The organism is Erwinia pyrifoliae DSM 12163, assembly GCF_000026985.1.
GTDB lineage: Bacteria > Pseudomonadota > Gammaproteobacteria > Enterobacterales > Enterobacteriaceae > Erwinia > Erwinia pyrifoliae.
On record NC_017390.1, the window covers coordinates 1082626 to 1095452 of the forward strand.

General features: G+C 55.3%; 14 protein-coding genes. 11 read left to right on the plus strand and 3 right to left on the minus strand.

Annotated elements, in window-relative coordinates:
• Positions 1 to 29: 29 nt before the first annotated feature.
• From fliJ to EPYR_RS04865, 11 genes are all read left to right on the plus strand, one after another.
• Positions 30 to 461 carry a flagellar export protein FliJ gene (gene fliJ / locus EPYR_RS04815; protein WP_187298258.1) on the plus strand — a complete coding sequence of 144 codons (432 nt, stop codon included), beginning with the start codon at positions 30 to 32 and terminating at the stop codon, positions 459 to 461.
• A complete protein-coding gene (locus tag EPYR_RS04820; RefSeq protein ID WP_012667291.1) occupies positions 458 to 1570 on the plus strand; it encodes a flagellar hook-length control protein FliK in 1113 nt (370 codons plus the stop codon). The genes fliJ and EPYR_RS04820 overlap by 4 nt, the downstream gene beginning before the upstream one ends.
• 127 nt (positions 1571 to 1697) lie before the next feature.
• Entirely contained in the window at positions 1698 to 2201 is a 504-nt protein-coding gene (fliL, locus tag EPYR_RS04825) for a flagellar basal body-associated protein FliL (RefSeq protein WP_012667292.1), read from the plus strand.
• 5 nt (positions 2202 to 2206) lie between these two features.
• Complete coding sequence (fliM, locus tag EPYR_RS04830) at positions 2207 to 3205, plus strand: flagellar motor switch protein FliM (protein WP_012667293.1); 999 nt, start codon at positions 2207 to 2209, stop codon at positions 3203 to 3205.
• 7 nt (positions 3206 to 3212) lie between these two features.
• On the plus strand, positions 3213 to 3587 hold the full coding sequence (fliN, locus tag EPYR_RS04835) for a flagellar motor switch protein FliN (RefSeq protein WP_012667294.1): 375 nt from the start codon (positions 3213 to 3215) through the stop codon (positions 3585 to 3587).
• The gene (gene fliO / locus EPYR_RS04840) at positions 3587 to 3991 is read left to right on the plus strand and encodes a flagellar biosynthetic protein FliO (protein ID WP_012667295.1); all 405 of its coding nucleotides are present in this window, start codon (positions 3587 to 3589) and stop codon (positions 3989 to 3991) included. Before fliN ends, fliO begins: the two co-directional genes overlap by 1 nt.
• The gene (fliP, locus tag EPYR_RS04845) at positions 3988 to 4731 is read left to right on the plus strand and encodes a flagellar type III secretion system pore protein FliP (protein ID WP_012667296.1); all 744 of its coding nucleotides are present in this window, start codon (positions 3988 to 3990) and stop codon (positions 4729 to 4731) included. The genes fliO and fliP overlap by 4 nt, the downstream gene beginning before the upstream one ends.
• A 9-nt stretch (positions 4732 to 4740) precedes the next feature.
• Positions 4741 to 5010, plus strand: a complete 270-nt coding sequence (gene fliQ / locus EPYR_RS04850) for a flagellar biosynthesis protein FliQ (RefSeq protein ID WP_012667297.1) — start codon at positions 4741 to 4743, stop codon at positions 5008 to 5010.
• Positions 5010 to 5789, plus strand: a complete 780-nt coding sequence (gene fliR / locus EPYR_RS04855; RefSeq protein WP_012667298.1) for a flagellar biosynthetic protein FliR — start codon at positions 5010 to 5012, stop codon at positions 5787 to 5789. Before fliQ ends, fliR begins: the two co-directional genes overlap by 1 nt.
• 162 nt (positions 5790 to 5951) lie before the next feature.
• A complete protein-coding gene (locus EPYR_RS04860; protein ID WP_012667299.1) occupies positions 5952 to 9335 on the plus strand; it encodes a bifunctional class I SAM-dependent methyltransferase/glycosyltransferase in 3384 nt (1127 codons plus the stop codon).
• Entirely contained in the window at positions 9325 to 10449 is a 1125-nt protein-coding gene (locus tag EPYR_RS04865) for a DegT/DnrJ/EryC1/StrS family aminotransferase (protein ID WP_012667300.1), read from the plus strand. The genes EPYR_RS04860 and EPYR_RS04865 overlap by 11 nt, the downstream gene beginning before the upstream one ends.
• 31 nt (positions 10450 to 10480) lie before the next feature.
• Here the strand turns inward: EPYR_RS04865 and EPYR_RS04870 are convergent, their stop codons facing one another.
• From EPYR_RS04870 to EPYR_RS04880, 3 genes are all read right to left on the minus strand, one after another.
• Positions 10481 to 11050 (minus strand): acyltransferase, encoded by a 570-nt coding sequence (locus EPYR_RS04870; RefSeq protein WP_012667301.1) that lies wholly within the window; start codon positions 11048 to 11050, stop codon positions 10481 to 10483.
• A 119-nt stretch (positions 11051 to 11169) separates the two neighbouring features.
• Positions 11170 to 11688: a hypothetical protein gene (locus EPYR_RS04875; RefSeq protein WP_014538644.1), complete on the minus strand. Its 519-nt coding sequence runs from the start codon at positions 11686 to 11688 to the stop codon at positions 11170 to 11172.
• Positions 11660 to 12466, minus strand: coding sequence for a winged helix-turn-helix domain-containing protein (locus EPYR_RS04880; protein WP_012667303.1), 807 nt, complete (start codon positions 12464 to 12466; stop codon positions 11660 to 11662). Before EPYR_RS04880 ends, EPYR_RS04875 begins: the two co-directional genes overlap by 29 nt.
• Positions 12467 to 12827 lie beyond the last annotated feature (361 nt).

Sequence of the window (12827 nt, forward strand, 5' to 3'; positions counted from 1 at the left end):
CGGAGCCTGGCATGAAGGTGAAAAATCCCATGACGAGGCTTTGTGAGATGGCCGAAGAACAGTTAACAAAGACCACGCAGGCGCTGGGAGCCGTACAGCAGAACTGGCAACAGGCGATCGCCCAGGAACAGCATTTACAGCGTTACGAGCGTGAATATCAGCAGTCGCTACGCAGCGGCATGCAGACGCGTGGGATGAGCGTGGCCGATTTGGTCAATCACCAGTCGTTTATTTTATCCCTTAATCAGGTGCTTAAGCAGCAGGGGCAGCATGTTGCCCACTGCGAGCAGGCCGTGGCGCAGGCGAAGCAGAACTGGATTAACGACAAACAGCGGCTCAATGCTTTTGAAACGCTGCTGACGCGGCGTGAAAACGTGCGCATACAGGCGGACAGCCGCTATGAGCAGAAATTGATGGATGAGTTCGCGCAACGTGCCGGGCAAAAACGAGAAATACGATGAATATTGATATCAACGCCCTGCTTACTGGCGAGGTCGTCGGCAAGGTTAAAGGGCTGAGACAGGCTGCGGTACCGGCGGGCTTGTTTCACCGCATTATGGCAGAGATGCCTGACGGGCATCCGCTGTTGCCGGACTGCGCGCCGGGCGATCTCCCTGAAACGAACGTCGCGCAGGAGATAAGCACGGAGCTGGCGGAAACCCTTTGCCCGCAGCAGAGCGACGAATGGCCACCGGAAAATCACATAGCGGATGAAGACCCCGGCGCGTTGCTGGCCCTGCCGGTCATGCCGGAAGGATGGGAGAAAAGCCCGATCTGGCAGCTACAGCAGGTGGTGATGCAAAACGCGTCGGGCAGTGACGGGGGCGCGGAGACGCTGGCGGCGGATGAGATATCCGGTAGCAAAGCGCATAACCCGTTGCCGCAACTGCCGTTAAGCCTGAAGTTGAGCGACAGGCAGGACGGCACCGCCCCACCGGTGCTGCCAGGCGTTAATCCGCTGGATGATAAATCGCAGCCTGTGACCGCTGTACTACGGGAGACCGGGTTGACGGAAGTGGCCACCCCGGCCGACGCGCCGGCTCCGGGCGCGCACCTTGACGCTGGCGTGCCGCGCCAGCTACAGGCCGCCGAGCTGGCAGCGCGAACGGCGGCGCTGCCCGCACCGGCGACGGCACACAATTCGCATCCGGTCGGATCGGCTGCCTGGCAACATTCGTTGAGCCAGCAGCTGGCGATTTTCACCCGTGACGGCGTGCAGAACGCCGAGATCAGGCTGCATCCTGAAGAGTTGGGATCCCTGCAAATTAGCGTGCGTATGCAGCAGGATCAGGCGCAGTTACATATTATCAGCGAACATCCTCAGGTGCGCCAGGCGCTGGAAGCGGCTCTGCCTCAGCTGCGTAGCGCGCTGGCAGAGTCCGGCCTACAGCTGGGACAAGCCAGCGTCAGCGCTGACGGCTCATCTTCTACCGACGCTAACGCCCAGAGAGGTTCTGGGGGGAAAAGCGCCGAACACGGCGAACAAGGTATTGATGACGAAGATAATAATGAGCGGCTAAGCGTGACGCAGACTGCGTTGCCCGTGTCGGGGATTAATACCTTCGCCTGATGTGCCTAAATGGCCACGGTAATGCAACCTCATCACATAATTAGCCTGCTGATTAAGTAGTCTACAATATGCGCCTTATCTGATTTGAAATAACGCTGACGCGGGTTCTAATGACAGGATTGAGTTAATGAGTAACAAAATTAAAAAAACATCTGGCGGCGGCTCGTTGCGTACGCTGGTGTTTACCTTCATGTTTCTGGTGATGATGGCGACCTGCGGTATTGCCGGATATGCCGTCTGGGAAATGAGTAAATCAGCAGGCCAGTCAGCTCAGCAGAATGCGGGATTACAGGCAGAGGCAACGGTTCATGCAGATCCGCTCTATCAGTCCCTGAATACCTTCACCGTCAGTCTGAAACCGACAGAAAATGAAAATGATCGCGTGCTGTTTGTCGGGCTGTCATTACGTATGGCCGACAAGCAGTCATTATTGACGATTGAGAAATTTCTGCCGGAATACCGCAGCCGTCTTCTTATTCTGCTGGCGAAATCAAGCTACGAAGAACTGGCTACCCATGAAGGTAAGCAGTTATTAGTAGAAAAAATTAAACATGAAGTGACCAAGCCTCTGGCAGCTAATCAGTCGGTAAAAGTCGCAGACGTGTTATTTAATGAATTTATTCTGCGGTAATGACTATGTCTGATAATTTTTTATCCCAGGCTGAAATTGATCATCTGCTTAACGCTGACGGCGGTGACGATCGTCAGGTTGAAGAGCAGTCCGGTTCTGTCACTCGGGAAGCGCAGCCCTATGACCCGCATACCCAGCGGCGGGTGATCCGTGAACGTCTGCACTCGCTGGAAATTATCAACGAGAGATTCGCCCGACAGTTTCGTATGGGACTGTTTAATTTACTGCGTCGCAGCCCGGATATTACCGCCGGGAATATTAAAATTCAGCCTTACCACGAGTTCGCACGCAATCTGCCGGTGCCAACCAATCTGAATTTGCTGCACCTGAATCCGCTGCGCGGCACCTCGCTGATGGCTTTTTCCCCCGGCGTGGTATTTATGGCGGTGGACAATTTATTTGGTGGCGACGGGCGTTTTCCCACCAAAGCGGACGGGCGTGAATTTACCCCGACTGAACAGCGGGTCATTCATCGCATGCTGACGATGGCGCAGGAGGCGTATGAGTTTGCCTGGAGCACGATATTTAAAATCAAGACCGAATACATTCGTTCTGAGATCCAGGTCAAGTTTACCAACATTACGTCTTCACCGAATGATGTGGTGGTAACGACGCCGTTTTCCATCGAAATCGGTTCGCATCAGGGTGAGTTCAATATTTGCATTCCGTTCAGCTCCATCGAACCGTTACGCGAGCTGTTGAGTAACCCGCCGATGGAAAACTCCGGCCAGGAAGATACTCAGTGGCGTGGCCTGCTGGTCAGCCAGATGCGGGAAACCGAGCTGGAGCTGGTGGCAACGTTCCCCGACGTGCCAACCCGTCTGACTAACGTGATGAAGTTTAAGAAAGGGGATGTCATCCCACTCGATAAGCCAGAGCTGATCGCCGCCAGCGTGGGTGGCGTGCCGGTGTTTACGGCAAAATATGGCTCAGTTAACAATCAATTTGCTCTGAAAGTAGAGCAGATGATCCCTTCAGCATTACATTCGTTAAATAAGGAATAATTTCCCCATGAGCGACAATAAACTCTCGTCGGGTTCAGCTGTAAATGACCTGGGGGCTGAGGCGATGAGCGAACAGACCTCAGAGGGAATGACGCAAGCTATGTCCGCACCACATATTTCTGATGAATTAAATTTAATTCTCGATATCCCGGTAAAAATGACCGTAGAGCTGGGTCGTACCAAAATGACCATTAAAGAGCTGCTGCGTTTAAGCCAGGGTTCGGTCGTTGCGCTGGATGGCCTGGCGGGGGAACCGCTGGATATCTTAATTAACGGCTATTTAATTGCCCAAGGGGAAGTGGTGGTGGTTTCCGATAAATTCGGTATTCGTATCACCGATATTATTACCCCTTCTGAGCGTATGCATCGCCTGAGCAGATAATGAAAACCTCGTCGTCAATCATTCATTCCGCACCCACGGGCGGATCGCCCGCGTCTGATTCCGTGCTGCTTACGGTATCTGGCGCGCTGGCGTTAATCGTGCTTTTTATGGTCGCGCTGGCCTGGCTGGCCCGTCGCAGTGGCATAACCCGCCGCTTTAATGACGGTCATAGTCTGATAACCGTGGTGGCCACTAAATCGCTCGGCACGCGCGAGCGAGTGGTAGTGATTGACGTCGAGGATCGTCGTCTGGTGCTGGGGGTGACGGCAACGCAGATCGCCTGCCTTAGCAGCATGGAAAAACCCGCTCAGGCAGAACAGGATATGCAGGCGAAGCCCGTCGCTGATTTCCCGGCGTTACTCAGCAAACTGCGCCAGAAATATGGCAAAGGGGGGGCGCTATGAAGCACCGTACCTTGCTGCGCGCGCTGTTGCTGGTCGCGGGCATGCTGTCTGCCGTTGGCGCGTTGGCGGCCAACAGCGACATCACCCTGGCCAGCCCGCAGGGCAATGGCGGCTGGACTTTGCCGGTGCAAACGCTGGTACTGCTTAGCTCGCTGACCTTTTTACCCGCAGTATTACTGATGATGACCGGTTTTACCCGCATCATTATTGTGCTGGGGCTGATGCGCAATGCCCTCGGCACGCCAACGGCTCCGCCCAATCAGGTGCTGGTTGGTCTGGCGCTGTTCCTCACCTTCTACGTGATGTCGCCGGTATTCAATCAGATATACCAGCAGGCCTGGCAGCCACTGCAGGAAGACAAAATCACCATGGAAGTCGCTCTGGAGCAGGGCGTAAAGCCGCTGCGTGCCTTTATGCTGGATCAGACGCGGGAAAATGATTTGGCGATGTTTGCGCAAATTGCCAAAGCCGGTGAATTTAAAGGCCCGGAAGAGGTGCCGCTCGGCATTCTGGTGCCGGCCTTTGTCACCAGCGAACTGAAAACCGCCTTCCAGATTGGTTTTACTATCTTTATTCCGTTTCTGATTATCGACCTGGTGGTCGCCAGTATCTTGATGGCGCTCGGGATGATGATGGTGCCTCCGGCGACCATCGCCTTGCCTTTCAAACTGATGCTGTTCGTGCTGGTTGACGGCTGGCAGCTGCTGATGGGTTCGCTGGCACAGAGCTTCTACAGTTAGGTAACGTTGATGACACCTGAAAGCGTAATGGCCCTTGGTATCCAGGCGATTAAACTCGGCCTGATGGTGGCCGGGCCGCTGCTGCTGGCGGCACTCGCCACCGGCCTGATTATCAGTATTCTGCAGGCTGCCACGCAGATTAACGAAATGACTATGACCTTTATCCCGAAAATTCTGGTGATTATCGGGGTGGCGGTGGTGCTGGGGCCGTGGATGATGCGCAATTTTATTGAATATACCCGTTTGACGCTCACCAACATTCCGTTCGTTATTGGCTGATGGCTTTCTCCCTTCCGCTGCCGCAGATATACGATCAGCTCGGTCACTACTTCCTGGTGATGGTGCGCATTGCCGCGCTGCTGACCGTCGCCCCGGTGTTCAGTGAAAAAAGCGTCAATACCCGCGTGCGCGTTGGGCTGGCGCTGCTGATAGCTGCCCTGATTGGCGGCAATATCCCGGACAGTCATATTGCACTCTATTCGTTTCAGGGCGTTTGGGCCGTTGGTAAACAGCTGCTGATCGGCGCGGCCTTAGGGCTGTCGATGCAGCTTTTATTCGTGGCGGTGCGTATGGCGGGCGAAATCATCGGTATGCAGATGGGGCTGTCCTTCGCTACCTTCTTCGATCCCAGCGCCGGTAACGTTCCGGTGATTGCCCGCTTTCTTAATCTGCTGGTGACGCTGCTGTTTCTGGTATTCAACGGTCATCTGTGGCTGATTGCACTGCTGGCAGAAAGTTTTCACCAGCTGCCGGTTGACGCTGCCCCGCTGCATAACGGCGGCTTGTTCCTGCTGGTGCAGCAGGCCGGGCTGGTGTTCCGCGAAGGGTTGATGCTGGGGCTGCCGATTATTTCGCTGCTACTGTGCATTAACTTTACCTTAGGATTACTGAACCGCCTGACCCCGCAGCTCTCCATATTTGTCATTGGCTTTCCTTTAACGCTCACCGTGGGCATGGTGGCACTGTCGCTTATTTCGCAGACGCTGGCGCCCTTTATCGAAAAACTGATGGCCACCGTATTTGACAATCTCACCGCGCTGATATCGGCGCTGGCCTGAATAAGATAGCCCCTTATTTGTTGCTATTTTTGTCGGCTTATTGGTAATTAGCCCTGTTACTACGGGTGTTAGAATAACCAAAATCAATTCCATTTCTTTAATTAGCCGCAAGGCATTTATCGCGGCTGAACGCAGCCAGAGAAATATTAATCAGGATCCCTCGTGAATACTTTATATGCTTCCTGGCATTATTCCCCGGCGGCCATTGCCTCGGCCGCGTGCCTGTATCGTTTTACCAGCGTGGATATCAGCACGGCCTCTGTTTTAGAAGTGGGCTGTGCAGGTGGCGGCAATTTACTCCGTCACGCAGCGGCTTATCCGCAAAGTATCTGCGTGGGTATTGATATTGATGCCGGACGCATTGCTGAAGGCGTACGCCAGACGCAGGAAGCAGCGCTGAATAATCTGCACTTTTACTGCCTGGGATTGCAGGATCTGTTGTCCATTGAGGTGGGGAAATTCGATTATATTATTATCCCTTCCATGTACAACATGCTGGACGCTCACGCACGCAGCGCGCTCATTAACTGGTGCCGGCGCCAGCTAAGCCCGGATGGCGTGATCGCCCTGTGCTGGAGCACCCAGCCGGGAGCGCGCACGCAGCAACAGCTGCGCCAGGCGATTGCTTACCACTGCCGCCCTGCACAGACGGAACCGGAGTGGCTGGCCAGCGCCAGGGGGATGCTGTCGTTTATAGAAATGAGCGAGGCTGACGGCGCGCTGAAACAGGCTGCGGGCAGGGCGCTGACGTTAACCGATGCCGAACTGCTGGGCCAGTTCCTGGAAGACAATCAGGATGCTTGCCTGCTTAGCGACTTTGCCGTACGCGTCAATGCGGAACAGCTGCAGCTGCTGGGGGATGTGGTGCCGCAGTACGAGATGGCAGAGTACTATGGCGATAAGGTTGCCATGCTGCAACAGGCCGTTGCCCCTGCCAGCGACCCTTTACAGCTGCGGCAGTACCTCGATTTTGCCGTGATGCGCAGTGAGCGTTTCAGCCTGCTGGTGGCACAGAAATCAGCGCAGACCTTTAGCGATAAGCCTGACCTTAACCAGCTGGCAATTATGCACTGGGCGGCCAGCTGTATGCCGGGGGATGATGAACATGTGCGCATCACCCGCTATGGCGAAAAAGTGGACGCCAGCCATCCGGCGATCCGCCGCATTCTTGACTGCCTAAGTGCCGCCTGGCCGCGCAGCCTGAGCACGGAGCAGCTTATTCGGCTAACCCTGGAGCCGGAAAGCCCTGACGATCATCGCGAAGTCATGCTGGCCGCCTTGCAAACGCTGTTTATTAATAAACAGCCGTCGCTGTATCTGAGCAGCACGCCCTCCCCCTACAACAGTGCCGCCGCGCAAGAGTTGCAGCCGATCTGCACCTACAGCGAAGCCGAGGCAGGCGATGCAGCCCTGTGTGTGCGTACCAACTGGTGGGGGGAGCGTCTGGCTTTTAAGCAGCAGGAGCATGCGCTCTGGCAACGTGGACTGACCATTGAAAATGAACAGGATGCCAGACTCGCCCTTGCCCTGGCCGGTAAAGGTCTGCTGAGCGGTGATGCATTAAGCTGGTCGCGCTTCTGGCAGCGTATCTATTCCTGTGGCGATCAGGCCCTGCTGAACGGCTGTATGCGCGCTTATCTGCTGGCGACCAGCGCCGAAAGCGCCGGGGGAATGCTGACCAGCGCACAACAGCAGGTGGTACGCGCGGCAAAACTTGTTGAAACGGTTAATCCTAAAAAAGCGCGCAAGGCCGAAGAGCTACTCAACGCGGGCTACATGACTCAGGCTAAAGAAGCTATTACCGCACTGCTGGCAGAGCATGCGGACGACGCTACTTTCCTGCTGCTGGCTGCGGCCACCTTTAACAAATGTGGCGACTACGCTACGGCATCAAGCGTGGCGATGAAAAGACTCGCCCTGAACGGCGATTGCCTGCCGGCCATCACTCTGCTGGCGAGCATCGTCTCCAGTCAGGACAGCACGTCGCCGCTGGCGAAAATCCTGTTTCATCATCTGCTAAAGCTGGACGACGCCAATAGCGAACTGTGGCTGAAACTCTCCGGTCTCTACAATTCGGCGCACGACCTGGCGCGGGAAGAGCGCTGCCTGCAGAAGGCGATACAGCGGGATGCGGATAACGCCATCAATATGTTACGCATGGCGACGCTGTACAGTCACACCGGGCGGCTGGAAGAAGCCAAAGCGCTGTGCCGGAAGGCGCTGAAGGGGCAGTTATCGGCCTTCACCCGCGCGAATGCTCAGGCAATGTATGTATTTATCCTGTCGCACGATGCGGCGCTGACGGCAGAGGAAAAATTCCTTGCCCACCGCCAATTCGGTCAGTTAGCCCAGCGCTGGGCGCGCGCCGTGATGCCGACAAACAGGCTGCAGCAACCGCGCGATGAGCGCGAGAAAATTCGTATTGGCTTTGTCTCCGGGGATTTGAATTCTCATCCGGTGCATCATTTTGTCTGGCCGGTATGGAAAACTCTGAACCGCGAGCGCTATGAGCTTTATGCCTATGCCACGGGCAAAGAGGATGCGGTGACCGAAGGTTATCAGTCCTCCGCCAGCGTATTCCGCCACGTTGCCGCCCTGAATGCCGTAGAGCTGGCGCGCCAGATTAGCCAAGACGGCATTGATGTACTGATCGACCTTTCTGGTTTTACCAACGGTAACCGGCTGCTGAGCTTTGCGCTGAAGCCGGCCCCGATCCAGATGTCGTGGATTGGCTTTGTCGGCACCACCGGCCTGCAGGAGATGGATTACTACATTGTTTATCACGGCATGGCGGAACCCGGCGAGCTGGACAGCATCTTCAGTGAAAAACTGGTTTCCCTGCCTTCAGCGAAACTGTTTGAGTACTATGCCACAGCGCCCGCTATCAATCCGTTACCCGCACTGAAAAACGGCCACCTGACGCTGGGCAACTTCAACCGTCCGCAAAAACTGACCCCGGAACTTCTTGATTGCTGGGCAAACATTCTGCTGGCGCTGCCGGATGCCCGTCTGCTGTTTGGTTTTATGGCCGACCAGCAGATGAGCGATCGCTACCTGGCGGAAATGACCCGGCGCGGCGTAAAGCCTGAACAGCTGGCATTTCGCAGCAAACAAAATTTTGCCGCCTACATGGCAATGCATCAAGAGGTTGATATCCTGCTGGACAGCCATCCTTACTCGGCGGGCACCACGGCGCAGCACGCCGTGTGGATGGGCGTGCCGCTGATCACCGCCATTGAAGGTTCCGCCGTCTCACGCACCACGGCGATGGCGATGAAAACCCTTAATCTCGACGAGTTTGTCTGTCACAGCCTGGATGAGTATGCGCAAAAGGTGATTGCATGGAACTCCCGCTACCAGGCGCTTGATGCGATTCGCCGGTCAATGAGGGCGCGTATCGCGCAGCGTGAAAATGCGCACAGCCACAACGCGTATTATTTTGAGCAGATGATTGATGCGGTCTGGCAGCGCCATCTTGCCGGGCAGCCGCCTGCCCCCCTGTCGATTGCCGACGCGCACCGCTGGGATAAGCCAGATGCAATCTGATAAAAAAATCTACGTTACCCGCCCGCTGATGCCACCATTGGAGGAGTTTGTTCCCTATCTGGAGCAAATCTGGCACAACCAGCAGTTAACCAATAACGGCCCCTGCCACCAGCAGCTGGAGCAGGCGCTGGCGGACTATCTTGGCGTTCAGCATATCAGCCTGTTTTCCAACGGCACCCTTGCACTGCTGACTGCCTTGCAGGCTTTGCGCGTCAGCGGGGAAGTGCTGACCACGCCCTACTCATTTGTCGCCACCGCGCACTCCCTGCTGTGGAACGGTCTGACTCCGGTGTTTGTCGATACCGAGGCGGACGGTTTTAATATCGATGCGGAAAAGCTGGAGCAGGCCATTACCGCGCGTACCACGGCGATTATGCCGGTGCACTGCTATGGCGTTCCCTGCAACACGGCACGTATCGGGCAGATAGCCGATCTCTATGGTCTGAAGGTGATTTATGACGCCGCCCACGCCTTTGGCGTGCAGCAACAGGGGCGCAGCGTGCTGCTGGAGGGCGATCTCTCCGTCGTCAGTTTCCATGCCACCAAGGTGTTTAACACCATTGAGGGCGGGGCGATTATCAGTCATGACGCCAGCATGAAGCGCCGTATCGACCTGCTGAAAAACTTTGGTATTGCCGATGAAACCACCGTGGTGGCAGCGGGCATCAACGGTAAAATGAATGAGCTACAGGCGGCTTACGGGCTGCTACAGCTTAAGCATATTGACTGTGCCATCGCCCAACGCGCCGCCAGCGACCAGCAGTACCGCCAAGGGCTGGCGCAGATCGGCGGCATATCCGTGCCGGCTATCCCCGCCGGGATTAAATGGAATTATGCCTATTTTCCCATCGTGGTCGAAGCAGAATATGCACTTAGCCGCGACCAGTTGTATCAGGCGTTGATCGCACACAATATTATACCGCGCCGCTATTTCTACCCGCTGATCAGCCATTTTCATATGTATAAAGATGTGCCAGGGGCGCAGGCGGAAAACCTGTTAAATGCGCACCGGGCGGCCGGGAGGGTTATTTGTCTGCCGCTCTATCCGGGGCTGGAAGAGGAGACGATCGCGCGCATCGTGCAGATTATCCGTTATCATTCGGCCAACGCGTGATCCACCGGCGGCTGAACCGCCGCCGGGCGGGTTACAGCAGTTTCTCAAGGCTTAACGGATTGCGTTTGCGATTTTTGATTTTTTTTGCCGGTGACCCGAAGTAGATTGACCACTCCAGCGTATCTTTGGTGACTAATGCGTTGGCACCCACGGCGGTGCCCTCGGCGAGGCAGATGCCCGGCAGCACGATCGACTGTGCGCCAACTATCGCGTGACGGCCAATGACCACCGTGCCGCTGGTGACGTTAGTCAAATGTGCCGGCACCATTGGGTTAGTCATAAACTCACCGCTGTAATCATCGCTTTTGCTATAGATTTTAACCCCCTGGGACAAACCGCAAAAGTCATGCATTTCCACCCCGGCAGCGGCGAGGATCGTGCTGTATCCACCGATATGAATATGTGAACCCATGTTAAGGCATCCTGCCGTTGGCGCAATGATGGTGGAAAAACCATCTATTCTGACATTGCTGCCAATACTGATATTAGCCAGGCCAACAATGGTGCAGTTGCGTGCAATACGCACGTTGGTTCCTGCCGTTTTGATGCCAAAGTCTTTCAGTTCTTCTTCGGTGTAATAACCGGGATTAAACCTCTTCATCTTGTTGATTCCCGTTATGAAGCTAAAATATCGCGCTATCTTAGCGGTTTTTATCCCCCGGCATTGTCCTGGTCAGCGCTCGGCGATTGCGCTAATTCAGCGTAATAACGCCCGATCCTTTAGTTTATGCACAGCGTGCGTGCGCTGCTGGCACTGCCAATGGCCAGCGCTTTACCGTCCAGCAGATAAACCGCGTTGATACTGGTTTCACCAGGAACGATATGCGGGAAAACATATTTCACCACGTCTGCATTGCTGCTTTGATCGCCCAGCCTGCTGCTTTGCTGAAGCACGGTGCTGTGCAGTCGGTTGCCGCTGATGGTGGTGCTGAGCGTGACTTCCCGCAGCACCGCGACAGGATGGAGCGACCTGCCGCCGTTAACATAGTGGTTGATACTGCCGGTGTAGATCACGCGCCGTTGCGTCAGACCTTCACGATAAAAACGGTAAATGCCGCGCGTCAGCGTCCAGTTCTTGTTATCACTGATTTCATACCAGGCCTGTGGGGCAACGCAGCTGGCCTTCAGCGGAAAGAACATCATCTCTTTCAGCAGAAAGGCCGCAATCGGCAGTAAAAACCCGCCAATAAACAGCAGAACGGTGGGCGACTTAACGGTATGTAAAAGAGTACGATTCACAGTTGTTCTCCGAGTCCCGCAGCGGGGTGACGCAGGCTATCAGGCCCAGATGAGGGCTGGATTTGCCGGTCGTTATATAGAGATAACGGGCATGTTCCGCATTGATATCCCCCTCCTTATTTAGCGCAAACTGCGTATAGAGTTGCAGCGTCTGGATGACCTGTTGTTTCTCTGGCTGAGCTTTCTCGGGTACCCAGACTTCACTCTGGGGAGGCGCTTTTCCATCGTACCAGCGGATATAATGTACCGGCACGGGATCGATGGTCAGCAGCCAGCCGGTCACCGCCACCGCGCAGCTGCCCAAAACCAGCCCCGCCCCGCCAGCCGCGATGCGTCGTTGTAACCGGGAGCGGGGGGCGATAACGGGCAACGCATCGCCCCCCGCTGCGGGCAGGATGCGGGCAGCCTGTACGCCACGTTTTGCTGCGGAAAGATCCGTTGCGCCAGGCCGATCCGCGCGTACGATCAGCCGGTATCCGCTGCGCGTCACGGCGATCAGCTGGATGCGCTCGTCCACCTTAAGTGTGACCAGCGCCCGGCGAATTTTGGTGATCATCACCCGCACGCTGTTGTCGGTGACCTCCACCCCGGCATGTCGCCAGCCAATATCCATTAGCTGCTCTTGAGATAGCACCTGTTCTTTCGCCTGTGCCAGCGCCGCCAGGCAGCGGCAGGCAGCGGTCGGAAGCATCACGCTTTTTCCGTCATGAGTGCGCGATAGCGATCGTGTGCGCCTGTCCAGCCTGACCAGGTCACCGATGGTAATATTGTTATCCATTGTATGGACTCATCTTATTAGTACAGGTGTCAGTGAGTTATAGATTAAATGGTCCGTGCAGATTATCCCTGATCGGCATGAATGATAGACTTATTGTTTACAGGGTAATAGCGGGCAGGTTCGCGCATGCCTTACCCCTATTAATGTATTTGTTAAAAGGGTGCTGAATAGCATCCTGTAACGGGCTAAAAAACCCGTAAAAGACTTTGTTTATTATGCACAATTTTTCGCGATATGTCGTGCTAGTTACCCGTATCATTATTATTCTTCATTATTGGAGAGGTCATTTTATGCGTGATGAATAAGCGATATCGGCGGGAAAGGTTTAATTCAGCCTGAGCGAAGAAGAATAATCTGACCA